18 protein-coding genes are annotated in these 23,039 nt (G+C 52.3%); 13 read left to right on the forward strand and 5 right to left on the reverse strand.

Going from position 1 to position 23,039, the window contains the following annotated elements:
• Positions 1-54 precede the first annotated feature (54 nt).
• The 4 genes from ppk1 to HP572_RS13535 all read left to right on the forward strand — a co-directional run bounded on the left by ppk1 (position 55) and on the right by HP572_RS13535 (position 4,526).
• The gene (ppk1, locus tag HP572_RS13520; protein WP_205550076.1) at positions 55-2,127 is read left to right on the forward strand and encodes a polyphosphate kinase 1; all 2,073 of its coding nucleotides are present in this window, start codon (positions 55-57) and stop codon (positions 2,125-2,127) included.
• Positions 2,127-3,662, forward strand: coding sequence for an exopolyphosphatase (gene ppx / locus HP572_RS13525; protein ID WP_240583487.1), 1,536 nt, complete (start codon positions 2,127-2,129; stop codon positions 3,660-3,662). The genes ppk1 and ppx overlap by 1 nt, the downstream gene beginning before the upstream one ends.
• 231 nt (positions 3,663-3,893) lie before the next feature.
• Complete coding sequence (locus tag HP572_RS13530) at positions 3,894-4,082, forward strand: YjfB family protein (protein ID WP_240583488.1); 189 nt, start codon at positions 3,894-3,896, stop codon at positions 4,080-4,082.
• A 228-nt stretch (positions 4,083-4,310) separates the two neighbouring features.
• Positions 4,311-4,526: a YfgG family protein gene (locus tag HP572_RS13535; protein WP_010300967.1), complete on the forward strand. Its 216-nt coding sequence runs from the start codon at positions 4,311-4,313 to the stop codon at positions 4,524-4,526.
• A gap of 218 nt (positions 4,527-4,744) precedes the next feature.
• Here the strand turns inward: HP572_RS13535 and HP572_RS13540 are convergent, their stop codons facing one another.
• Both HP572_RS13540 and HP572_RS13545 read right to left on the reverse strand, forming a co-directional pair.
• The gene (locus HP572_RS13540; protein ID WP_205550082.1) at positions 4,745-5,170 is read right to left on the reverse strand and encodes an organic hydroperoxide resistance protein; all 426 of its coding nucleotides are present in this window, start codon (positions 5,168-5,170) and stop codon (positions 4,745-4,747) included.
• Positions 5,171-5,371: 201 nt separating this feature from the next.
• Positions 5,372-5,821 (reverse strand): MarR family winged helix-turn-helix transcriptional regulator, encoded by a 450-nt coding sequence (locus HP572_RS13545; protein WP_014916149.1) that lies wholly within the window; start codon positions 5,819-5,821, stop codon positions 5,372-5,374.
• Positions 5,822-6,040: 219 nt separating this feature from the next.
• Between HP572_RS13545 and mgtE the strand changes: the two genes are divergently transcribed.
• Complete coding sequence (gene mgtE / locus HP572_RS13550; protein WP_240583489.1) at positions 6,041-7,519, forward strand: magnesium transporter; 1,479 nt, start codon at positions 6,041-6,043, stop codon at positions 7,517-7,519.
• A 79-nt stretch (positions 7,520-7,598) separates the two neighbouring features.
• On the opposite strand, the gene galK is transcribed toward mgtE, so the two are convergent.
• Together galK and galT are read right to left on the reverse strand one after the other, a co-directional pair.
• Positions 7,599-8,762, reverse strand: a complete 1,164-nt coding sequence (galK, locus tag HP572_RS13555) for a galactokinase (RefSeq protein ID WP_014916151.1) — start codon at positions 8,760-8,762, stop codon at positions 7,599-7,601.
• Positions 8,763-8,771: 9 nt separating this feature from the next.
• Entirely contained in the window at positions 8,772-9,812 is a 1,041-nt protein-coding gene (galT, locus tag HP572_RS13560; protein WP_240583490.1) for a galactose-1-phosphate uridylyltransferase, read from the reverse strand.
• A gap of 464 nt (positions 9,813-10,276) precedes the next feature.
• Between galT and galR the strand changes: the two genes are divergently transcribed.
• Together galR and HP572_RS13570 are read left to right on the forward strand one after the other, a co-directional pair.
• Positions 10,277-11,287: an HTH-type transcriptional regulator GalR gene (gene galR, locus HP572_RS13565; protein ID WP_039274381.1), complete on the forward strand. Its 1,011-nt coding sequence runs from the start codon at positions 10,277-10,279 to the stop codon at positions 11,285-11,287.
• A 484-nt stretch (positions 11,288-11,771) separates the two neighbouring features.
• The gene (locus HP572_RS13570) at positions 11,772-13,079 is read left to right on the forward strand and encodes a maltoporin (protein ID WP_240583491.1); all 1,308 of its coding nucleotides are present in this window, start codon (positions 11,772-11,774) and stop codon (positions 13,077-13,079) included.
• Between the two features lie 514 nt (positions 13,080-13,593).
• Here HP572_RS13570 and HP572_RS13575 read toward each other — a convergent pair.
• Complete coding sequence (locus HP572_RS13575) at positions 13,594-14,676, reverse strand: ABC transporter ATP-binding protein (protein WP_240583492.1); 1,083 nt, start codon at positions 14,674-14,676, stop codon at positions 13,594-13,596.
• Between the two features lie 491 nt (positions 14,677-15,167).
• Between HP572_RS13575 and HP572_RS13580 the strand changes: the two genes are divergently transcribed.
• From HP572_RS13580 to HP572_RS13605, 6 genes are all read left to right on the forward strand, one after another.
• A complete protein-coding gene (locus tag HP572_RS13580; RefSeq protein ID WP_039284604.1) occupies positions 15,168-16,400 on the forward strand; it encodes an extracellular solute-binding protein in 1,233 nt (410 codons plus the stop codon).
• An 89-nt stretch (positions 16,401-16,489) separates the two neighbouring features.
• Positions 16,490-17,806: a sugar ABC transporter permease gene (locus HP572_RS13585; protein WP_010300993.1), complete on the forward strand. Its 1,317-nt coding sequence runs from the start codon at positions 16,490-16,492 to the stop codon at positions 17,804-17,806.
• Positions 17,807-17,818: 12 nt separating this feature from the next.
• Positions 17,819-18,667 carry a sugar ABC transporter permease gene (locus tag HP572_RS13590; protein WP_205550096.1) on the forward strand — a complete coding sequence of 283 codons (849 nt, stop codon included), beginning with the start codon at positions 17,819-17,821 and terminating at the stop codon, positions 18,665-18,667.
• 35 nt (positions 18,668-18,702) lie between these two features.
• On the forward strand, positions 18,703-19,917 hold the full coding sequence (locus HP572_RS13595) for an arabinogalactan endo-beta-1,4-galactanase (protein WP_174871601.1): 1,215 nt from the start codon (positions 18,703-18,705) through the stop codon (positions 19,915-19,917).
• Positions 19,918-20,143: 226 nt separating this feature from the next.
• Positions 20,144-22,204, forward strand: coding sequence for a beta-galactosidase (locus HP572_RS13600; protein WP_240583493.1), 2,061 nt, complete (start codon positions 20,144-20,146; stop codon positions 22,202-22,204).
• A 151-nt stretch (positions 22,205-22,355) separates the two neighbouring features.
• Entirely contained in the window at positions 22,356-22,697 is a 342-nt protein-coding gene (locus HP572_RS13605) for a glucose PTS transporter subunit EIIB (RefSeq protein WP_010301002.1), read from the forward strand.
• Positions 22,698-23,039 lie beyond the last annotated feature (342 nt).

Below are 23,039 nucleotides of genomic sequence, written 5' to 3' on the forward strand. Positions count from 1 at the left end.
AGAAGGGCATGAATATTGGATGAACCTTCAGTACATGAGTTGAGCGGAGTGACAATGGGTCAGGACAAACTCTACATAGAGAAAGAATTAAGTTGGTTATCCTTTAATGAACGAGTACTTCAGGAAGCAGCAGATAAAAGCAATCCGTTAATCGAACGCATGCGCTTTCTGGGCATTTACTCCAGCAACCTTGATGAATTTTATAAAGTCCGTTTTGCCGATTTGAAAAGACGCATTCTGATTAACGAAGAGCAAGGTCTGGACGGCAATCTGCGACACCTTTTAGGCAAAATTCAGGCGCGTGTTCTCAAAACCGATCAAATCTTTGATAGCCTGTACAACGAACTGCTGCTGGAGATGGCGCGTAACCAGATTTTTCTGGTCAATGAGCGTCAGGTTTCCCCTAATCAGCAAGAGTGGCTGAGAGATTACTTCCGGCAATATCTGCGCCCGCATATCACGCCAATACTGATCTTTGACGAAACCGATCTGGTGGAGTTCCTGAAGGATAACTATACCTATCTTGCCGTCGAAATTATTCGTGGCGATGAGATCAGTTACGCCCTGCTGGAAATTCCTTCGGATAAAATACCGCGCTTCGTCAACCTGCCAGCGGAAGCGCCGCGCCGTCGTAAGACCATGATCCTCATCGATAACATTCTGCGTTACTGTCTGGATGATATCTTCAAGGGCTTCTTTGATTATGATGCGCTGAACGCGTACTCCATGAAGATGACGCGCGATGCGGAATACGATCTGGTGACGGAAATGGAATCCAGCCTGCTGGAGCTGATGTCTTCCAGCCTGAAGCAGCGTCTGACCGCCGAGCCGGTGAGATTCGTCTATCAGCGCGACATGCCGGACGCGATGGTCGCCATGCTACTCGATAAACTGGGGATCTCTTCTTATGATTCCGTCATCCCCGGCGGGCGCTACCACAATTTCAAAGATTTTATTTCTTTCCCGAACGTCGGACGCGCCAATCTGGTCAACAAACCCCTGCCGCGCCTGCGACACACCGGCTTCAACCATTTTCGCAACGGATTTGATGCGATCCGCGAACGCGACGTGCTGCTCTATTACCCGTACCACACCTTCGAGCACGTATTGGAACTGCTGCGACAAGCCTCTTTCGACCCTAACGTGCTGTCCATCAAAATCAATATTTACCGCGTCGCCAAAGATTCGCGCATCATTAATTCGATGATCCATGCGGCTCACAACGGCAAGAAAGTGACGGTAGTGGTCGAACTACAGGCGCGCTTTGACGAAGAGGCGAATATTCACTGGGCCAAGCGCCTGACGGAAGCCGGCGTACACGTCATTTTCTCAGTGCCTGGGCTGAAGATTCACGCCAAACTGTTCCTGATTTCCCGCCGCGAAGGGGAAAACATCGTGCGTTACGCACACATCGGCACCGGTAACTTCAACGAGAAAACCGCCCGCCTGTATACCGACTACTCGCTGCTGACCGCCGACGAACGCATTACCAACGAAGTCCGTCGCGTCTTCAACTTCATTGAAAATCCTTACCGCCCGGTTAGCTTCGAACACCTGCTGGTGTCACCGCAAAACTCCCGCGACAAGCTGTACCAATTGATCGATACCGAGATCGAAAATGCGCTGGCGAATCGTGATGCAGGCATTACGCTTAAGGTAAATAATCTGGTGGATAAAGGGCTGGCAGAAAAGCTGTATCAGGCTTCCTCTGCGGGCGTGAAAATCAATCTGCTAGTGCGCGGCATGTGTTCACTTATCCCTAATTTACCGGGGATCAGTGAAAATATTCAGGTCATCAGTATTCTTGACCGCTATCTGGAACACGATCGGGTGTATGTCTTCAACAACGGCGGGGACAAGAAAGTCTACCTCTCTTCCGCAGACTGGATGACACGCAACATTGATTATCGCATTGAAGTCGCAGTGGAAATTCTTGATCCTGTGTTGAAAAATCGCGTGCTGGAAACGCTGGATATTCTGTTCAGCGATACGGTAAAAGCCCGTGTCATTGATAAAGAATCGAGCAACCGCTATGTCTCACGCGGCAACAAGCGTAAAGTACGCGCGCAAAATGCCATTTACGACTACATCAAGGCGTTGGAGCAACCTGGAGATAAGCCTGAATAATGCCGTTAACGAACAATGAAAAAACCGAGATAAAGCCGCAAGAATTCGCGGCTATCGACCTGGGCTCCAATAGTTTTCACATGGTGATCGCACGCGTGGTAAACGGTGCGCTTCAGGTATTGGGGCGTTTAAAACAGCGGGTACATCTGGCCGATGGGCTGGACAGCAAAAATATGCTCAGCGAAGAAGCCATTCAACGCGGCCTGAGCTGTCTGGCGCTGTTTGCTGAACGGCTGCAAGGCTTCCCCGCTGTGAACGTGTCCATCGTCGGCACGCACGCGCTGCGTCAGGCGGCTAACGCGCAGGAATTTTTGCGCCGCGCAGCGGATATCATTCCCTATCCGATAGAGATCATTTCCGGCCATGAAGAAGCCCGTCTGATTTTTATGGGCGTGGAGCATACGCAGCCGGAAAAAGGCCGCAAGCTGGTCATCGATATCGGCGGCGGTTCTACAGAGCTGGTCATCGGTGAAGATTTCGAGCCGATGCTGGTGGAAAGCCGTCGTATGGGGTGCGTCAGCTTCGCACAGCAGTTTTTCCCGAACGGTGAAATCAGCGAAGCCAACTTCAAGCGCGCCCGGCTGGCCGCAGCACAAAAGCTGGAGACGCTGTCTTGGGAATACCGCATATACGGCTGGAAATTCGCCCTCGGCGCGTCTGGAACGATCAAAGCCACACATGAAATTCTGGTGGAGATGGGAGAGAAAGACGGCCTGATTACTCCCGAGCGGCTGGAAATGCTACGCACGCAGATCTTGCAGTTTAAGCACTTCAAGTCACTGAGCCTGCCGGGTCTGTCCGAGGATCGCCAGTCGGTGCTGGTGCCCGGTCTGGCTATTCTGTGTGGTATTTTCGACGCGCTGGCGATCAAAGAACTACGCCTGTCCGATGGCGCGCTGCGTGAAGGCGTGCTGTACGAAATGGAAGGTCGTTTCCGCCATCAGGATATTCGTATCCGTACCGCGCAGAGCCTGGCGACCCATTACAATATCGACCGTGAGCAGGCGCGACGCGTGCGGGAAACCACGCAGCAGCTTTATGCACAATGGGCAGAGCAAAATCCTAACCTGGTGCATCCACAGCTCGAAGCCATCTTAAACTGGGCTTCCATGCTGCATGAGGTTGGATTGGGCATTAACCATAGCGGCATGCACCGTCATTCCGCCTACATTCTGCAAAACACCAACCTGCCCGGCTTCAATCAGGAACAGCAGCTTGTGCTGTCCCTGATCGTGCGATTGCACCGTAAAGCGATCAAACTGGAAGAGCTGCCGCGGCTGAACCTGTTCAAAAAGAAACAGTATTTGCCACTGGTGCAGCTTTTGCGCCTTGCCGCGCTGTTGAATAACCAGCGTCAGGCGACGACAACGCCGGAATCGTTACGGCTGCATACCGATGACAACTATTGGACGCTGACGTTCCCACGCGACTTCTTTACCAACAACACGCTGGTACAGCTGGATTTGGAACGGGAACAGGAGTATTGGCAGGACGTCACCGGCTGGAAGCTGATGATTGAGGAAGAAAAAGCCTGATTGATGAAAACGTTACGTGGAAAACCGAACGTATTCCGCACAGTATCGTGACGCAAAATTGTGCAGCCGAGCTGGTCGATGAAGCCCGGTTAACATAAAGTTTATAGGGATAGGGCCGATACCAAAATGATGGCTGGCGAGAATTTTCGCCAACATCATGCAACCTCGGCGGAAAGGCGCGCTTCCTTTCCATACCGGATATCAATCCAACTCAGTCTTAAGGAGAGTAAAATGGATGTATCACAGATTGCATCACTCGCGACCGACCTCAGCAGCATGCGTACCAGCAGTGAGGCCAGCGCGCTTGTGATGAAAAAAGCGCTCGACAGCCAAGAAGCTGTTGCTGCTGGTATTTTGCAGGCATTACCACCTCTGCCAGCAAATCCGGCGATTGGGCGTAACGTCAATACCACGGCGTAATCCCTTGCACCACACAACCCGCTTATTCGTTTTTGTTTGAGCGGGTTTTTGGTGGTTCTCTCCGCCCCTTATTCTCCCCTCTCTTCACGCTTCCTTCCTCCCCTTATACCGAACGTGCGAAAACCGGATCGGCCATCATCTTTTTCACTGCGGCAGATTGACCTCGTCTACTGCTTGTGCCTAAATAAACAACAGCGAATGTTCGCTTTCACAGAGGATTAACTGGTAATGTCCACGCTTACCCATAAACGACGATTATCGATACGCCCGCGACGAAGTGGCTCTCGGATCGCCCGTGCCGTTTTACTCATCAGCTTCATTATTCTTTTAGGCCGCTTTGCCTACTCCACCATCACCGCGTTTGGTCATCATCAAGACAAACAGCAGCAGCGTGCTGAACAATTACTGCTTCCTGCTAACGTACTCGTCAATCAGAAAGAATAGCGCTTAACCAACCCGTTTCTTATATTCTATTTTTCTTCATCAGGCATACTGCCTTCGTATTTCCGTGCCCGTCATTCACGCCCGTTGCCCATTCAGCTATGCCGTACCAATAAAAAAAACGGCAGTGCGAATCTTCGCAGCCACCGTTTTTATCAATCAATTGTGTTCATTAATCAATCGAATTCATCAATCAATTATGTACTTGCTTCAAGTCGGGCTTAGACGACAGTCAGGGTCACGTCGATGTTGCCGCGCGTTGCATTGGAGTATGGGCAAACGATATGGGCTTTCTGCACCAGATCTTCAGCCACGGCGCGATCCAGGCCCGGCAGAGAAATTTTCAGTTCAACTTCAATACCAAATCCTGTCGGAATGGCACCGATGCCTACGCTACCGTTTACCGTGGTATCAGCAGGGACAGCGATTTTGTCACGCGCACCGACAAACTTCATCGCGCCAAGGAAACAGGCAGAATAGCCCGCGGCGAACAACTGCTCTGGGTTTGTCCCTTCAGCGCCTGCACCGCCCAGCTCACGTGGGGTCGTCAATTTAATATCAACCGCTTTATCGGAAGACACCGCACGACCATCACGACCACCGGTAGCTTGAGCATGAGCAACGTATAATACTTTTTCAATAGACATAATGTGACTCCAGATAGTTAGGGAATGGCCTAAGGCAGTATAGATGCTGCTCAGGCTTTAATTACATAGCAAAAAATTAAATCGCTAACTACTTATTTGCATAAAGAAATTTATATAAAGAAAATCACGTAAAAGCATACTACTTAACAAATATAACGCTGTCTGACAGGCTGCGGATGCACAAGGCAACCGCCAGTATTTTCAAAGATGCCCAATCAGATTCTTACGCAGCGTCTCTAAATCTTTTTTGATCGTCTGTAGCTGGTCAAGATGGCATTCCGTCGCGCAAAACACGCTTTCAGGAATCGCTTTCGCCTGTTGCTGAAGTGCTCGCCCTGCTTCGGTTAAGCCGACCAGCACCTGACGCTCATCTTCTGTTCCCCGGTTACGCACCACTAAGCCTGCGCTTTGTAACCGCTTGAGCAACGGCGTTAGCGTAGCGGAATCGAGATACAGACGCTCACCCAGTTCAGACACCGTCAAACCATCACGCTCCCACAACACCAGCATCACCAGATATTGGGGATAGGTCAGATTCAGCTCAGACAGCAAACGACGATACAGTTTATTCATCGCCAGATTGGCTGAATACAGTGCGAAGCACAGTTGTCCATCCAGTTTGTAAGCGTTGTCGTTCATCGTCTCTGCCATCGGTATCGGTTACGTTTCTGGAACTGACTATATATCGCCAAAAACTAAGTAGCAAGCGATTTAATAATTCGTTAGATAAAATCCCTCATAAAAAAACACGTCTGGGCACTATCGCACATCTTTCAGACTGCGATTCGCCAGTAATCCTATTCTTAATCTACTGATTTTGCGCTACGTTTAATAAAACACGGATAAAAAACAGATCGAGCATAAAACATTATGTCGAGTGTAAAAAAACTTACCGACCTCCGTCGCCGCATCTCCCTTCTGCTGTTGGAAAACAAAGAACTGGTTGAAGACATTATCAACCGGCAACCGCGCGTTACGGAACGCGATGACGCCGCATTGGGCGACAATGCTGAATTAAATAACAAAATCAGGCTGCGTGAAAAAAGCATCCTGCTCGATCAAACCGCAGAAATCAGCGAGCTCATCATCGGGCTGCATGCCGCTGACCTTGCCGACTTGCTGGAATCTTTACCGCATGATGAACGGCTAGCGCTCTGGCGACTGATCCCCATAAAGAAGCGCGGCCGCGTGTTGATTGAGGCCTCTGACAGCATTTCTGACGATCTGATCGGCGACATGCAGGACAAGGAAATCCTGAGGGCGGTTCGGATATTGGACGTTGATGAGCAGGCTCAGTTGTCTCGCCTCGTCCCCCGCCACCTGCTGGGCAGGATACTGACCTCGCTTGAGCCAAAGCAGCGCGCGCAGCTACGTGCCGCCATCAATTATGATGAAGACTGCCTCGGCCACATGATGGATTTCAAACTCATCACCGTGCGCGCCGATGTTACGCTCGCGGCCGTACAGCGCTATCTGCGCTACCGTAAAACTATCCCCAATTCCACCGACAAACTGTTCGTCACCGATCGCAAAAATACGCTGATCGGCGAGCTGTCGCTGGCCAGCATTCTGCTCCACTCGCCTCAGGCTTTGGTTAATGACGTCATGGACGATCAACCGTTGAGATTCCAGCCTGAAGATAAAGTCGAAGAAGCCGCAGGGGCTTTTGAACGTTACGACTTAATTTCCAGCGCCGTGGTCGATAGCAAAGGGAAACTCATGGGACGCCTGACGATTGAGGATATCCTCGACGTCGTGAACCGAGAAAGCGACAGCAGCCTGCGACGTTCAGGGGGGTTAACGCCTTCTGAAGACGTCTACGCGCCCGTGTATAAATCGTTTCGCAATCGCTGGGCCTGGCTGGCCATCAATCTTTGTACGGCGCTCATCGCCTCGCGGGTCATCGGCCTGTTTGAGCACACGTTATCTCATTTGGTGGCGCTGGCAACGCTCATGCCGATTGTCGCCGGAATTGGCGGGAATACGGGTAACCAGACGATCACCATGATCGTGCGTGCACTGGCGTTGCATCAACTGGAACACGGCAAAAAATCATACCTGCTACTGAAAGAATTAGGCGTTGCGCTGGTAAACGGGGTGATATGGGGCACGATTATGGGCGTGGTGACCTTCCTGCTCTATGGCAGCGCCGCGATGGGGGGCGTGATGATGCTGGCGATTCTGTTGAACTTGCTGCTCGCCGCACTGATGGGCGTCGCGATCCCACTGATCATGATGAAACTCGGCCGCGATCCGGCCGTCGGCTCCAGCGTAATGATTACGGCGATCACGGATACCGGCGGCTTCTTTATCTTCCTCGGGCTGGCAACGCTATTCCTGCTACCTTAAACATATGCAATGTAAAACACATGAAATGTAAAAAGGGCTTTAATCAAAGCCCTTTTCGCTCACCTTTTCCAGCCTGAACTTAGCTCACACGCCCTGCACCGCCGGATGCCTGACACAGATAGATAGACGGCTGAAGGCCGGTGCGCGCCGGATATTCCCGTTCAATCACCTGTTTGACTTCATCCGTCAGCGCCGAAGGGATAAGGGCGACAATACAGCCACCGAAACCGCCACCGGTCATACGCACACCGCCCCGCTCACCGACATACTCTTGAATCAGATCCACCAGCGCATCGATCGGTGGCACGGTAATTTCAAAATCGTCACGCATGGAGACATGTGATTCTGCCATCAGCGTAAACAAACGGTGCGCATCCTGACGCGCCAGCGCATCAGCCGCTTCCAGAGTACGACGGTTCTCGGTAATAACGTGTCGCGCACGTCGTACCGCTACCGGATCCAGCCCCTCGATTCCCGCTTCAAACTGTGCCAGTGAAACATCACGCAGCGCCTTGACGTTAAAGTGACGCGCCGCCGCTTCACACTGCTGGCGTCGCGTGTTGTATTCGCTGTCCACCAGCCCACGGCGCACGTTAGAATTCACGATCAGGACGTCAACGCCGTCGAGCATACGCACAGCGCGCCCTTCCAGAGAACGGCAGTCGATCAACAGCGCCTGGCCAACACGCCCTTGAGCGGAAATAAACTGATCCATAATGCCGCAGCTACAGCCGACAAAATCGTTTTCCGCCTGCTGGCCGTTCAACGCCACATCCAACTGGCTGATATCCAGATTATTCAGCTCTTTGAACGTCTGCCCGATCGCCACTTCCAGCGAGGCCGAAGAACTTAGCCCTGCACCAGAAGGCACATTACCGGAGACCACCATATCCATGCCGGTGAGCGGCAGGCCACGCGCCTGCAAAAACTTCACCGTTCCACGGATATAGTTCGCCCAGGTGTAGTCCGGGTGAGGCACGATCTCTTTGGCGAGATCGAATTCATCCTGCTGGTTGTCAAAGTCCACCGCGACCACCCGCACAATGCCATCCTGGCGTACCGCTGCGCTGACCACCGTCTGGTAATCAATAGCACAAGGCAAGACAAAGCCATCGTTATAGTCGGTATGCTCACCAATCAGGTTGACCCGACCGGGAGCCTGAATAGCCGCGTGCGGCGCATAGCCAAATAATCGGACAAAAACAGACTCGGTTAACTGACGTAGAGAATCAATACGGCTCATAAAATGACCTCAAATTTGCTCACGAAAATGGATATCACTCACGCTGCGTAAACGTTCAGCGGCCTGCTCTGCCGTCAGATCACGCTGTGTCTCAGCCAGCATTTCATAGCCGACCATAAATTTGCGCACGCTGGCGGAACGTAATAACGGGGGATAAAAATGGGCATGCAGCTGCCAGTGTGCAATGTCATCACCTTTAAAGGGCGCGCCATGCCACCCCATCGAATAGGGGAAGGAACACTGGAACAGGTTGTCGTAACGGCTGGTCAGTTTTTTCAGGATCAACGCCAGATCGTCACGCTGAACGTCATTTAGCTGCGGCAACCGTTGTACGGCGAATTTGGGCAGGACCAGCGTTTCAAACGGCCACGACGCCCAATAAGGGACAACCGCTAACCAGTGCTCCGTTTCCACCACGGTGCGCGAGCCGTCAGCCTGCTCGCGACGAACGTAGTCCAGCAGCAGCGGCGAACCGTGGCGGGAGAAATAATCGCGTTGCTGCTCATCCTCACGCTGTACTTCGTTCGGCAGAAAATCGTTAGCCCAAACCTGCCCGTGCGGATGGGGATTGGAGCACCCCATCATCGTCCCTTTATTCTCAAAAACCTGAACCCACGGATACCGCTGGCCCAGTTCCTCGGTCTGATCGCTCCACGTATCAATCACCGCTTTCAGCGCTGGCAGCGAAAGTTGTGGCAGACTTTTACTGTGATCGGGAGAAAAACAGATGACACGGCTGACGCCACGGGCTTGCTGCACGCGGAAAAGCTCGTCGTCGCCCGACGGTGCATCCGGCGTGTCCTCCATCAATGCCGAAAAATCATTCGTAAAAACAAAGGTGCCCTGATAGTGCGGGTTGATATCGCCAGTAATGCGTTTATTGCCCGCGCACAGATAGCAGGTCGGATCGTAAGGCGGTGGCGTGGCGCGATCCGGTTCATCCTGCTGCCCTTGCCAGGGGCGCTTGGCACGATGCGGAGAAACCAGAATCCATTCGCCTTTCAGCGGGTTAAAACGGCGATGCGGATGTTCAGTCGGCTCAAACTGCATAAGCTATTCCTCAATACAAAACACAAATTCGGTACAACCGCGGCACCATCCGCAGCCAATTGTATGGCGCTAACAGTCCGTCAGAGATCTCGGAGAGGCATCAGGTCAGTCTGTAAACTCAGCCAGAAAAACCCCTTAATGTAATCAGTTTCACTATATGGCATGGATAAAACAGCTGTAATAATGCTGAATAATGATAGTCAGCTATCGTTTAACCACCATGTAAGTGTAATCGGTTACCCTAAATTTAAACCTCGGAATGGTATTTTGGAAGAGAGAAATGACCGATGATTGTTGATAGCGATCACATAAGTACGGTCTGGATCAAAAAGGAAAGGTGGTCGGATAGGTAACATCCCCCAAAAACCTGTACATTTATAAATATAAGTAATCGATTTTTTCTTTTAACGTGTGCGTTAGGCTGCGGTCCGCCTCACCACGCATTTGACCGCTCAGGAATGCCAATGGCCACAATAAAGGATGTTGCTCGTCTATCAGGTGTATCAGTCGCTACGGTTTCGCGCGTGATTAATAACTCGCCCAAAGCCAGTACCGCCTCAAGGGAAGCCGTACACAAGGCCATGGCGGAGCTGCAATATCATCCGAACGCCAATGCCAGAGCGCTCGCGCACCAAAGTGCGGAGACCATGGGGCTGGTTGTCGCGGATGTGTCCGATCCCTTTTTCGGGACGATGGTGAAATCTGTCGAACAAATTGCCCAGGCAACCGGTAACTTTCTGCTAATTGGTAACGGCTATCACAATGCCGAGCAGGAAAAGAAAGCCATTGAGCAGCTAATTCGCCACCGCTGCGCGGGGCTGATCGTGCATGCAAAAATGCTTTCAGATGAGGAACTGGCGGCGCTAATGAGCCACATTCCTGACATGGTACTCATTAACCGCACGTTACCCGGCTATGAAAACCGCTGCGTTGCGCTCGACGATCGCTATGGCTCCTGGCTGGCAACGCGTCATTTAATTCAGGAAGGACATCAGCGGATCGGTTTTCTCTGTTCTAATCACCAAATTTCCGACTCCGCCGACCGCCTGCAAGGCTATGTGGATGCGCTGCAAGAGCACGGCATCGCACGGGATGAACGCCTCATTGCCCGCGCCTCACCGGACGAAGTGGGCGGTGAATCCGCCATGATGGAACTGTTGAGTCGGGGCGGCAACATGACGGCGGTGGTGTGTTACAACGATTCCATGGCCGCAGGTGCCCTTTCTGTCCTGAGCGATAACAGCATCAGCGTACCGCAGGATATGTCGGTGGTCGGGTTTGATGACGTATTGATTGCCCGCTACCTTCGTCCTCGTCTGACGACCGTGCACTATCCGGTTTCCGCGATGGCAATTCAGGCGGCAGAATTAGCCATCGCGTTATCCCACGGTAAACAGCTCAGTGAAACCACGAACATGTTTAGCCCGACGCTGGTACGCCGCCATTCTGTCAGTCCCCCAGCCCGTAAGAAATAGCTGCCTTTATCATTCAGCTTGCCCGATGCGTTGCTCCTTCGCATCAGGCAAGCACGACATCATTGCCTTTCTGCACTTACACACCCTGTTCTTTATTTCTCTTCCGCTGACACGCTTTCACTATTTTTCTGAAATGTTTCCTACTCGGCATCGCATCACTCCTTTTATGTAACGTCGCCGACTCTGTCATAAAAAATTTTTATGCTGCATTTCAGGCACACAGACAAGATATGTAACCATTTACACACCATTACACAGCAAATAACACCAAGACAGTGCTGATAAATAATCAAAAACCCATCTGTAACATCGTTAAATCAGTGTAAATAGTGGTGTAACTCTTTTGTATTTTGTGAGAACAATCATGTCACGCGCCATTTTATTCCCCCATAATCCTTCGCCATGAGTGGAAACGTTTTACCTCCGTTCACGTCATGTTATTTGGAACATCCACATTCTTACCCGAATAAGCGAAAGGTATATTATGAAAAGAAAACTGCTGACAACATCCATTGCGCTGAGTTTGGCAATGCTGGCAACCCCTTCTTATTCTGTTGATTTTTCAGGGTACTTCCGTTCTGGCGTGGGGGCTTCAAACCACGGAAAACAACAGGCAGCCGATAAAAGCTATGTAGGAAGATTAGGTAACGAAGATGACACCTACGGCGAAATCCAATTAGGGCAGCAGCTGTATAACGAAAATGGGAAAACGTTTTACTTCGATAGCATGATTTCCATGTTCTCCAACGGCTCGAACGATAATGAAACGACAAAAAATGACGATGCCGAGTTTGGTTTACGCCAGTTGAATCTTCAGGCAAAAGGCTTTGTTCCTGGCCTGCCAGATGCCACAGTATGGGCGGGGAAACGCTACTATCAGCGTCATGATTTGCACATCATCGATACCAAATACTGGAATATCTCCGGTGCGGGTGCCGGGATCGAAAACGTCAAAGCGGGCGAAGGCGCGTTCTCTTTTGCCTGGATCCGTGCCGATGCTGAAAACATGAACGTCGACTGTAGCAACAGCATTAACAGTCAGGAATGTCAAAGCAGAACAGATACCTACGACGATCTGAATATCAACTATCTGGACGCACGCTATGCGGGATGGAAGCCGTGGGATGGTGCATGGACGGAGTTCGGTATCTCCTACGCGATGCCAAATGAAGCGGACACGCAGAAAAATATCTTCCTCGCGGAAGGGCAAAAATTCGATCCTAAAAACTCGATGATGATCACCGGCGAGCTCAGCCAATACTTCTCTGGCCTCAAATCCAACCAGAAACTGGTACTGCAATATGCCGACAAAGGACTGGCACACAACATGGTCGATCAGGGCGGCGGCTGGTATGACGTCTGGAGCATTAACGACAGTGCCAAAGGCTACCGCATCATTCAGGCCGGTGATCTGCCGATCACGGATAATATTTCGCTTAGCCATGTTCTGACCTACGGTAAAGCGGATGAAATCAGCCGCTGGCGCGACAGCACAGAGTTATTGTCTGCGGTAGGCCGTGGCCAATATGCCTGGACCAAGAACCAGAAAACCTATCTGGAAGCTGGCGCATACCAGAAAAAAGACAGCTGGAAAGCGGGTACAGAAACCAAATACAGTGGTGAGAAATACACGCTGGCACACGCCTTCAGTGCCGATATTCCTATGCTGACACGCCCGGAACTGCGTTTCTTCGTGTCTTACCAAAACCGTGGAAATGAAAACCGCAACACCTTCAACGACGCTCGCAGTAATGCAGTGAACTTCGGTATTCAGGCAGAAGCCTGGTGGTGATACCGCACTAACCCTCAGCTCGACGGGCCCATCATTCCCGTCGGGTATTTCCCAAAAGGCCTTCTACCGAAGGCCTTTTTCCGTTTCTGATATCTACGCACTCACTGTTTTTCTTACATTGGCGTAAAAAATCGCGCTGAGGTGTACATGATCGCCGGATGAGCGGCATGGACGCCGCGAAAGCCTGCGCCGCGTCGGGAGCGCGTCGCAGGCGGTCCGAATTGCGAGCATGAACACCGAAGGCACCGCGCAGCGGCGCGAATCACGCCGAAAAGCCAGTGGTCAAGGCGCTGCGGCGATTAAGCGCGCCTTGTCGGGCGTGTGACAATGTCGCAGAGAAATAAGGTGCCTAACACGCACGAAACGTTTACACCGCACCAGACCGCACCAGTATAAAGAAAAACAGTTTCTACAATAGGCCGTAGACAGCGGAAGCAAAGCCAGCGCCCGCGAAGGGCGCTGTTTCTGTTTAGAAGGGATTTTAGCTATTTAGATTCGGCGATACCGTCGCTTACTACGCGCTGATACGCAGGCCATCGGCGTTAAACACCAGACAGTTATTGGGCGAGAAGAACACCTCAATGTGTTCATACGGTTTGAAGGCGCTGTCGCCCGCCAGCAGAAGCTTGAAGTTATCGATGCCGCAGCATTGACCGAACAGGTAGGTGCTGTTACCTAAACGCTCGACAACCTCGCAGCCGAATGACAGGCGAATCCCCTCACCTTCCGGTGACACGTGTTCCGGCCGCAGCCCCAGCGTGACCGTGCTGCCAACGCTCAGTTCACCAGTGCGGATCGGCAGCTCAAGCTGTAGCTGCTCGGCGATATTCACCGTCAGGCTATCCGGCGTCCAATCGATAACCTGCGCAGGCAGGAAATTCATTTTTGGCGAGCCGATAAAGCCCGCGACAAACTGATTAACCGGATGATAATAAAGCTCCATCGGCGATCCTACCTGCTCGACTTTACCGTAATTCATAACCACGATTTTATCGGCCAGCGTCATGGCTTCGACCTGATCGTGCGTCACGTAGATCATCGTCGTTTTCAATTCCTGATGCAGCTTGGCGATGTGTAACCGCATATCCACACGCAGTTCCGCATCCAGATTCGACAGCGGTTCATCAAACAGGAACACTTTCGGGTTACGCACGATGGCGCGCCCTATCGCCACACGTTGGCGCTGACCACCGGATAACTCTTTCGGCTTGCGCTCCAGCAGGTGAGACAGTTGCAGCGTCTTCGCCACCATCTCGATCTGGTGCTTAATCTGGTCTTTCGGGACACCATTCACGCGCAGGCCGTAGCCCATATTCTCAGCGACGGTCATGTGCGGGTACAGTGCATAAGACTGGAACACCATCGCCACGCCACGGTGAGCAGGGGCAACATCATTCACCACTGCCTCATCAATCATGATTTCACCGCCTGTGACATCTTCCAGCCCGGCAATCATTCTCAGCAACGTCGACTTACCACAGCCAGACGGCCCAACAAAAACGGCGAACTCGCCATCCGCAATCGTCAGATTCACATCGTGAAGCGTAATCGTTTTGCCAAAATGCTTACTCACTCTATCCAACTGGATCGACGCCATAACGGTAACCTCTTGATAATTTTGCTTTTCAGGATATAAGCGCTGAGTCACAACGGCCCAGTGGTCGTCTACTCAAAATGGCTCGGTAGCCCTTCCAGACGCACTAGCATCCGGTCAGGTTTACCTGCACGCTGGTCATAATTGCAATATAACAGCATGGTGTAACCGTTTGCACAAACAGGGGGTTACTTTTGTGCATAAGATCACAGCCTTTACATGTTTCGCTGGCAGACGTGGCGCACTCTGCTTAATGTAATCGCCATTGGTGTAACCGTTATCCTAGTTTGTGGAAAACGCGTAATAAAGCGTCAAGCACCACACAGCGACGATCGCCAAACAACGTGTACTGTTAGATGCCTCATTCCCTGCGGTGTACTGCCGTGTGATGTAACGTTACACAGCATCGCGCAGAGACAGCAAAAACGGCGAAAGCGGAAAGTACGCGACGATTTCCTACCATGATGGGCCCACCAGGGCTTTGAGGACTAATGATGAAAATGAAAACACTGACCACCGTCATTATGATTTCACTGGGTATCACCGGTGTACTCAGCAAATCAGCGCTGGCAGCCGACAAAGAACTTCTGGTATGGGAAGATATCAAGAAATCCGACGGCATCGCCGACGCGATCAAAGCCTTTGAAAAACAGAATAATGTCAAAATCAAAGTGCTGGAAACGCCCTACGCGCAGCAGATTGAGAAACTCCGTCTGGATGGCCCAGCAGGAATCGGCCCGGATGTGATCGTGATGCCACACGATCAGGTCGGGACTGCCGTGGTTCAGGGATTGATTAGCGAGCTGAAGCTGGATCAGACATTCCTGTCGAGTTTCACCAAACCGGCACTGGAAGCACAAACCTATAACGGTAAGCTGTATGGCGTGCCGAAAGCCGTTGAAACCACCGTGCTGGTGTACAACAAAGATCTGATGCCACAGCCGCCGGAAAAATTCGACGACCTGTTCACCTTCTCCAAACAGCAACGTGCAGAAGGCCGTTACGGCCTGCTGGCGAAATTTGACGAAATTTATTACGCCTATGGCGTCATCGCCGGGATGGGTGGCTACATTTTCGGGCAGAACAGCAACGGTTCACCGAACGTAAAAGACATCGGTCTGGATAAACAAGCCACCATTGATGCCGTCAACTACATCAAGAAATTCTACGCCGATGGCCTGTTCCCACCGGGCATCGTCGGTGAAACCGGCGCTAACGCGATCGATTCCCTGTTTACCGAGAAAAAGGCCGCTGCCGTCATTACCGGTCCTTGGGCATTCCAGCCGTACAAAAATGCAGGCGTAAACTATGGCGTCGCCCCACTGCCGCTGCTGCCAAACGGCGAGCATCCACGTTCGCTGCTGGGCGTGAAAGGCTACAGCATTTCCACCTACTCCAAAAACAAAGAGCTGGCGCAGAAATTCATTGAGTTCATCAATCAGCCTGAGTACGCCAAAGTCCGCTTCCAGTTAACCGGTGAGATCCCACCGATTGCTGCGCTGGTTGACGATCCGCTGATTAAGGACGACGAAAAATCTCGTGCTGTCGCAATCCAATCTGGCTATGCCGTTCCTATGCCGAGCGTACCGGAAATGCAGGAAGTTTGGACACCCGCGAACAGCGCGCTGCAGCTGAGCGTGACCGGTAAGCAGGACACCAAAGCGGCGCTGGAATCTGCCGTGAAGATTATCAAAATGCAGATCGAAGCTAACCACAGTAACCAGTAATCCCCCGCACCACCGTGGGTCAACATGGGATCCCTTATTTCTCCCCAATAAGGTTTCGGGGTGTAAGGGAACCCCATGTTTTTAAGAGAATGGAGGTAGATGTGACCGTCAACGCCAGCGGCCTTACGCCACAAGAAAGAGGATGTCGCCACGCCAGAACGGCTGTATTGCTGGCGCTCGTCCCCGGACTCGGACAGATTTATAATCGCCAGTTCGTCAAAGGCGCGCTTTTCTTTATCGTCATGGCCTGCTTCATCGGCATATTCCATGATTTCCTGCGAAACGGCGCCTGGGGGCTCATCACGCTGGGCACCGAGCTGCCGCGCGATCACTCTATTTTTCTGCTGGCAAAAGGCATTATCAGCGTGATCGTCGCCGCTTTTGGCGTCGGCGTTTACTATCTCAGCCTGCGCGATGCTTACGTGTGCGGTGCCAGACGCGATAAAGGCCTGCCGTTGAACAGCGTGAAGAAGCAATATCAGATGCTGCTGAGCGAAGGCTTCCCTTATCTGATGATTACGCCCGGCTTCATCCTGCTGGTCTTTGTCGTGGTTTTCCCGATTATTTTCGGCTTTTCCATCGCCTTTACCAATTACAACCTTTACCACACGCCGCCCGCTAAATTGGTCGACTGGGTGGGGATGACGAATTTTATCAACATATTCCGGCTCGATCTCTGGCGTTCGACGTTCTTTGACGTGCTGCAATGGACGGTGATTTGGACGCTGATTGCGACCACACTCCAGTGCGCCGTGGGCATCCTGCTGGCGATTTTGGTGAACCAGAAAGGCCTGCGTTTCAAGCCGCTGATCCGCACCATTCTGATCCTGCCGTGGGCGGTACCGGGCTTCGTTACCATTCTGGTTTTCGCAGGGATGTTTAACGAAACGTTTGGCGTGATTAATAACGGCATTCTGGCCGCATTAGGGATTGAGCCTAAAGCGTGGATGACCGATCCGTTCTGGACCAAGACCGCGCTGATTCTGATGCAAACCTGGTTAGGCTTCCCGTTTGTGTTCGCCATGACCACCGGCGTATTGCAGGCGATTCCTGATGACTTGTATGAAGCCGCAACCATTGACGGCGCCAGCAGCTGGTACAAACTGACGACCATCACGCTGCCGCTGGTGCTTTACTCCATTGCACCCATCATCATCACGCAGTACACGTTCAACTTTAATAATTTCAACATCATCTATCTGTTCAACAACGGTGGACCAGCGGTGATCGGCTCCAACGCGGGCGGGACGGATATTCTGGTGTCCTGGATTTATAAGCTGACCATGTCTTCTTCCCAATATGCGATCGCAGCCAGCATCACCATTCTGCTGTCGATTTTTGTCGTGGGCGTCGCGCTGTGGCAGTTCCGCGCAACCAATTCCTTCAAACAAGACAACATGGCATAGGAAAGCGCGCAGATGAAAAAACACAGCGTTAAACGCCAGAATTTTATCAAACTCGGCCTGACCTACCTGCTGCTGTCGATCGTGGCGGTCATCATTATTTATCCGCTGATCTGGACGGTAGGCGCGTCGCTGAACCCCGGCAACAGTCTGCTCAACACCTCGATCATCCCAGATAACTTCTCCTTCATTCACTACGAGGAGCTGTTCAACGGTCAGATTGACTACGCCGCATGGTACTGGAACTCGATGAAGATCAGCTTCCTGACCATGATTCTGACGCTCATCAGCGTCAGTTTCACCGCGTATTCCTTCTCTCGCTTCCGCTTTCGCGGCCGCCAGAACGGGCTAATGCTGTTTCTACTATTGCAGATGATTCCACAGTTCTCCGCCCTGATCGCCATCTTCGTACTGGCGCAGATGCTGGGACTGGTGAACAGCCATATCGCGTTGGTGCTGGTTTACGTCGGCGGCATGATCCCGATGAACACCTATCTGATGAAAGGCTATCTGGATGCCATTCCGAAAGATCTGGATGAGTCCGCTCGTATGGACGGCGCGGGTAACTTCCGCATCTTTATCGAGATCATTATGCCGCTGTCCAAGCCGATCATCGCGGTGATCGCCCTGTTCTCGTTTACCGGTCCGCTGGGTGATTTCATTCTCTCCAGCACCATCCTGCGCACGCCGGATCAGTACACGCTGCCCATCGGGCTGTACAACCTGGTTTCGCAGAAGATGGGCGCTAGCTACACCACCTACGCCGCTGGAGCCGTGCTGATCGCGGTGCCGGTCGCCATTCTTTATCTTTCATTGCAAAAGTACTTTGTCTCCGGCCTGACCTCAGGCGGAACCAAAGGGTAATTACTCAACATCTGTACAAATTCCAGGAACGTAAAATGAAAATGAAAAAACGCGTACTGATGGCCGCCATGCTCGCAACTGGCCTGCTGACTGTCTCCCTGCCGCAAACCCTGTATGCCGCAGAAAATGTGACGATCAACAAATTGACGAACGTCCCTGCCGACTTCATCAAAGGCGCGGATATTTCCATGCTGAACGAGGTGGAAAAGCACGGCGGAAAATTTTATGACGAGCACGGCAAGCAGAAAGACGCCATGCTGATCCTGAAAGAAAACGGCATTAACTATATCCGTCTGCGCATCTGGAACGATCCGAAAGATGCGGCGGGCAATGGTTACGGCGGCGGTAACAACGATCTGGCAACCACGCTGGCGCTGGCTAAACGCGCCAAAGCGAACGGTATGAAAGTGCTGCTGGATTTCCACTACAGCGATTTCTGGACCGATCCAGCCCACCAAAACAAGCCCAAAGCCTGGTCTGGCCTCAACGTCGCGCAGCTCACAACGGCCGTACATGACTACACCAAAGCCACGATTAGCGAATTCCAAAAAGCAGGCGTCATGCCGGATATGGTGCAGATCGGTAACGAACTGAACGGCGGGATGCTGTGGCCGGAAGGAAAAAGCTGGGGTCAAGGCGGCGGCGAATTCGATCGCCTCGCGGCGCTGCTGAAAGCCGGTATTCAGGGTGTTAAGGACGTACAGGGCGCGAATAACGTCAAGATCATGCTGCATCTGGCAGAAGGCACCAAAAACGACACCTTTATCTGGTGGTTCGATGAAATCGTCAAACGTAATGTCCCGTTTGATGTGATTGGTGCCTCGTTCTACACCTACTGGAACGGCCCTATCAGCGCGTTGCAGTACAATATGAACGACGTCACCAAGCGCTACAATAAAGACATCATCGTGGTTGAAGCCGCTTATGCCTATACGCTGGAAAACTGCGATAACGCGGAAAACAGCTTCCAGCAAAAAGAGCTGGATGCGGGCGGCTACCCGGCTTCCGTTCAGGGTCAGGCCAATTACCTGCATGACCTGATGCAAAGCGTCATCAACGTCCCCAATCAGCGCGGCAAAGGCGTCTTCTATTGGGAGCCAATCTGGCTGCCGACTCCCGGCGCAACCTGGGCCACGAAAGCTGGCATGAAATACAACAACGACGAATGGAAGGAAGGCAACGCGCGGGAAAATCAGGCGCTGTTCGACTGCAAAGGCAACGTCCTGCCTTCCATCAAAGCGTTTAAGTAAGCCGTAAACCGTATTCAAAGCGTGACAATCCGTTTACTGAACAAGAGCGGCGATAATGGGATAGAAGAGTAAAGCGTTTGCGCCATGGATGGCGCAACTCGAGCGTACAGGGATGTATTCACAGCGTCTTTACGATCTACCCATCATCGCCGTGTAAGCACATTGTCAGCTATCTCGAACACGCAAACCGTATTCAACGCGTTGACAACCCGTTTAGGAGAGAACGATGTTCAAATTCCCCCCATTAAGCAGCAAGGTGCCTGTTCTGCTGCACGGCGCAGACTATAATCCTGACCAATGGCTGGACGATCCCGAGGTTCTGGAAAAAGACATTGAGATGATGAAGCAGACCCAGTGCAACGTCATGTCCGTGGGCATTTTCAGTTGGTCCGGGATTGAGCCGGAAGAAGGCCGCTACGAATTTGGCTGGCTGGACGGCATCCTCGACACGCTGTATGCCAACGGTATCTTCGTTTTTCTGGCAACACCGAGCGGGGCGCGCCCAGCCTGGCTATCACAGAAATACCCCGACGTGTTGCGCGTAGGCAGCAACCGCGTGCGGGCGCTGCACGGCGGTCGCCATAACCACTGCCTGAGTTCGCCGAACTATCGCGAGAAAGTCAAACAAATCAACACCCAGCTGGCAAAACGTTACTCGAATCATCCTGCGGTGATCGGTTGGCATATTTCCAACGAATACAGCGGCGAGTGCCACTGCGATACCTGCCGCAGCACCTTCCAGAGCTGGCTGAAAGCCCGCTACGGCACGATAGACGCGCTGAATAAAGCATGGTGGAGCACCTTTTGGAGCCACACCTACACCGACTGGTCGCAGTTAGAACCCCCATCGCCTATCGGTGAAATGTCGATTCACGGCCTGAATCTGGACTGGAAACGCTTTAACACCTCACAGGTTAGCGATTTCTGTGCCGCCGAAATTGCGCCGCTAAAAGCCGAAAATCCGTCTCTGCCAACCACGACGAACTTCATGGAATACTTCTATGATTACGACTACTGGCAGTTGGCGAAGGTAATCGACTTCATCTCCTGGGACAGCTATCCGCTGTGGCATAACGCAGAAGATGACTGCACGCTGGGTGCCTACACCGCGATGTATCACGACCTGATGCGTACGCTAAAAGGTGGAAAGCCTTTCTACCTGATGGAGTCAACGCCGAGCATGACCAACTGGCAGCCGATCAGCAAACTGAAAAAGCCGGGAATGCACATCCTGTCTTCGCTTCAGGCTGTCGCGCACGGGTCAGACTCCGTACAGTATTTCCAGTGGCGTAAGAGCCGCGGTTCCGTTGAGAAATTCCACGGTGCCGTTGTCGATCATGTCGGACATATCGACACCCGCGTCGGGCGTGAAGTGAAGGAATTGGGTGACATACTCAACAAACTCGCACCGGTGGCAGGCAGCCGGGTTGACGCCAAAGTCGCCATCATTTTCGACTGGGAAAGCCGCTGGGCGATGGACAACGCCCAAGGGCCGCGTAACGCGGGGTTGTTCTATGAAAAAACCGTCACCGAGCATTATCGTACGTTCTGGGAACAGGGCGTGGCGGTGGATATCATCAACGCCGATGTCGATCTCAGCGGCTATCAGCTCGTCATCGCACCGATGCTTTACATGGTGCGTGATGGCTTTGCCGAACGCGTCGATGCCTTCGTCAAACAGGGCGGCAGCTTCGTCACCACCTACTGGTCTGGCGTCGTCAACGAAACCGATCTGTGCCACCAAAACGGCTTCCCTGGTCCGCTACGTCCTATCATGGGGATCTGGGCAGAAGAAATCGACGGGCTGTACGATCATGAAAGCAACAGCATCAGCGGTCTGGACGGTAACGAGCAACGTCTGGTCGGCCCGTATCAGGTCACCCACCTGTGCGAGCTGATTCATCTCGAAGGCGCGCGGGCGCTGGCGAGCTATGACAGCGATTTCTACGCTGGACGTCCGGCCGTTACGGTCAATGATTACGGCAAGGGTCAGGCCTATTACATCGCGTCGCGCAACGATCTCGCCTTCCAGCGTGATTTCTTCACTACGCTGATACAAACGCTGAGTCTACCGCGTGCGCTACCGACCGATCTGCCTTACGGCATTGTCGCTCATCGTCGCGATGATGGGGAAAGTGAGTTTATCTTCGTACAGAATTACACGGCAACACCGCAGCAGATCACACTGCCTGCCGCCTACGAAGAAATGACCACTGGCAGTACGCTTTCAGGGGTACTCGACCTGTCAGGTTACGGCTGCCGGATCCTACGCCGCGCGTTGCAGTAAGATTCATACTTGTTAGTTAAGCATTACGATACCGGGCGGGCACGGTGCAGAGGTTCCTACGGAACGTCATCACCGTGTTTCGCCTAACAGTAATGTTACGTGAACGGCATTATCATACGCATGCTGATAAACAAACGAAGAGGTGACTACGATGGGCAAGATTCACAATTTTCGGAAATTGTTCGCATCAATGTTGGGTAAGCAAATTACCGAAATTGAAATCGCTTCACCGCTAGACAAAGAAAACTTGCAGCAGTTGGTAACCGCCTTTGGTGGCAAAGAAAATATCGTCAGTCTGGATGCCTGCATCACCCGCCTGCGGGTCGAGGTTCACAGCCTGCGGTTGGTGAACAGCGACAGCCTACAAAAACTGGGGGCTATCGGCGTAATTATTGTCGGCCATCAGGTACAGGCCATCTTCGGCACCCAGTCGGATAACCTGCGCCGCGAACTGGCCGCCTGGTTTGAGGATGATGGCGCAGAAGCGCGGTAGTGGTTTTAGGTAGTCACTTTTATGCCACTATTAGGGCAGTTTCGTGCGCGATAATACCGTCATTTTCATGCTACCTCGTAGCACGCTCCCGACACGGGGCGGCTCAAACGCCGCTCGCCCCGTGACCCCTAGGCTTTTGGCGGAAATTATGCCGCTACGCGGTCCCATCGGTATTCATGCCCGCTAATCGAGCCGCCAGTGACGCGTTCCCGACGCGGCACTGGCTTTCGCGGCGTCCATGCCGCTCACTCGGCGGTCCAGCCTACCGATGCATAATTTTTTACGCCGGATAACAACAAGGTCATCATAAGTCACGACATTTGTGGCGCACGAAACCGTTCC

The sequence above is a fragment of the Pectobacterium sp. PL64 genome (assembly GCF_022477975.1).
Classification (GTDB): Bacteria; Pseudomonadota; Gammaproteobacteria; order Enterobacterales; family Enterobacteriaceae; genus Pectobacterium; species Pectobacterium jejuense.

What these genes read in the sequence shown, in the direction of transcription:
- ppk1 (WP_205550076.1), top strand. Translation starts at nt 55, where the DNA reads ATGGGTCAGGACAAACTCTACATAGAGAAAGAATTAAGTTGGTTATCC.
- ppx (WP_240583487.1), top strand. Translation starts at nt 2,127, where the DNA reads ATGCCGTTAACGAACAATGAAAAAACCGAGATAAAGCCGCAAGAATTC.
- HP572_RS13530 (WP_240583488.1), top strand. Translation starts at nt 3,894, where the DNA reads ATGGATGTATCACAGATTGCATCACTCGCGACCGACCTCAGCAGCATG.
- HP572_RS13535 (WP_010300967.1), top strand. Translation starts at nt 4,311, where the DNA reads ATGTCCACGCTTACCCATAAACGACGATTATCGATACGCCCGCGACGA.
- HP572_RS13540 (WP_205550082.1), bottom strand. Translation starts at nt 5,170, where the DNA reads ATGTCTATTGAAAAAGTATTATACGTTGCTCATGCTCAAGCTACCGGT.
- HP572_RS13545 (WP_014916149.1), bottom strand. Translation starts at nt 5,821, where the DNA reads ATGGCAGAGACGATGAACGACAACGCTTACAAACTGGATGGACAACTG.
- mgtE (WP_240583489.1), top strand. Translation starts at nt 6,041, where the DNA reads ATGTCGAGTGTAAAAAAACTTACCGACCTCCGTCGCCGCATCTCCCTT.
- galK (WP_014916151.1), bottom strand. Translation starts at nt 8,762, where the DNA reads ATGAGCCGTATTGATTCTCTACGTCAGTTAACCGAGTCTGTTTTTGTC.
- galT (WP_240583490.1), bottom strand. Translation starts at nt 9,812, where the DNA reads ATGCAGTTTGAGCCGACTGAACATCCGCATCGCCGTTTTAACCCGCTG.
- galR (WP_039274381.1), top strand. Translation starts at nt 10,277, where the DNA reads ATGGCCACAATAAAGGATGTTGCTCGTCTATCAGGTGTATCAGTCGCT.
- HP572_RS13570 (WP_240583491.1), top strand. Translation starts at nt 11,772, where the DNA reads ATGAAAAGAAAACTGCTGACAACATCCATTGCGCTGAGTTTGGCAATG.
- HP572_RS13575 (WP_240583492.1), bottom strand. Translation starts at nt 14,676, where the DNA reads ATGGCGTCGATCCAGTTGGATAGAGTGAGTAAGCATTTTGGCAAAACG.
- HP572_RS13580 (WP_039284604.1), top strand. Translation starts at nt 15,168, where the DNA reads ATGAAAATGAAAACACTGACCACCGTCATTATGATTTCACTGGGTATC.
- HP572_RS13585 (WP_010300993.1), top strand. Translation starts at nt 16,490, where the DNA reads ATGGAGGTAGATGTGACCGTCAACGCCAGCGGCCTTACGCCACAAGAA.
- HP572_RS13590 (WP_205550096.1), top strand. Translation starts at nt 17,819, where the DNA reads ATGAAAAAACACAGCGTTAAACGCCAGAATTTTATCAAACTCGGCCTG.
- HP572_RS13595 (WP_174871601.1), top strand. Translation starts at nt 18,703, where the DNA reads ATGAAAATGAAAAAACGCGTACTGATGGCCGCCATGCTCGCAACTGGC.
- HP572_RS13600 (WP_240583493.1), top strand. Translation starts at nt 20,144, where the DNA reads ATGTTCAAATTCCCCCCATTAAGCAGCAAGGTGCCTGTTCTGCTGCAC.
- HP572_RS13605 (WP_010301002.1), top strand. Translation starts at nt 22,356, where the DNA reads ATGGGCAAGATTCACAATTTTCGGAAATTGTTCGCATCAATGTTGGGT.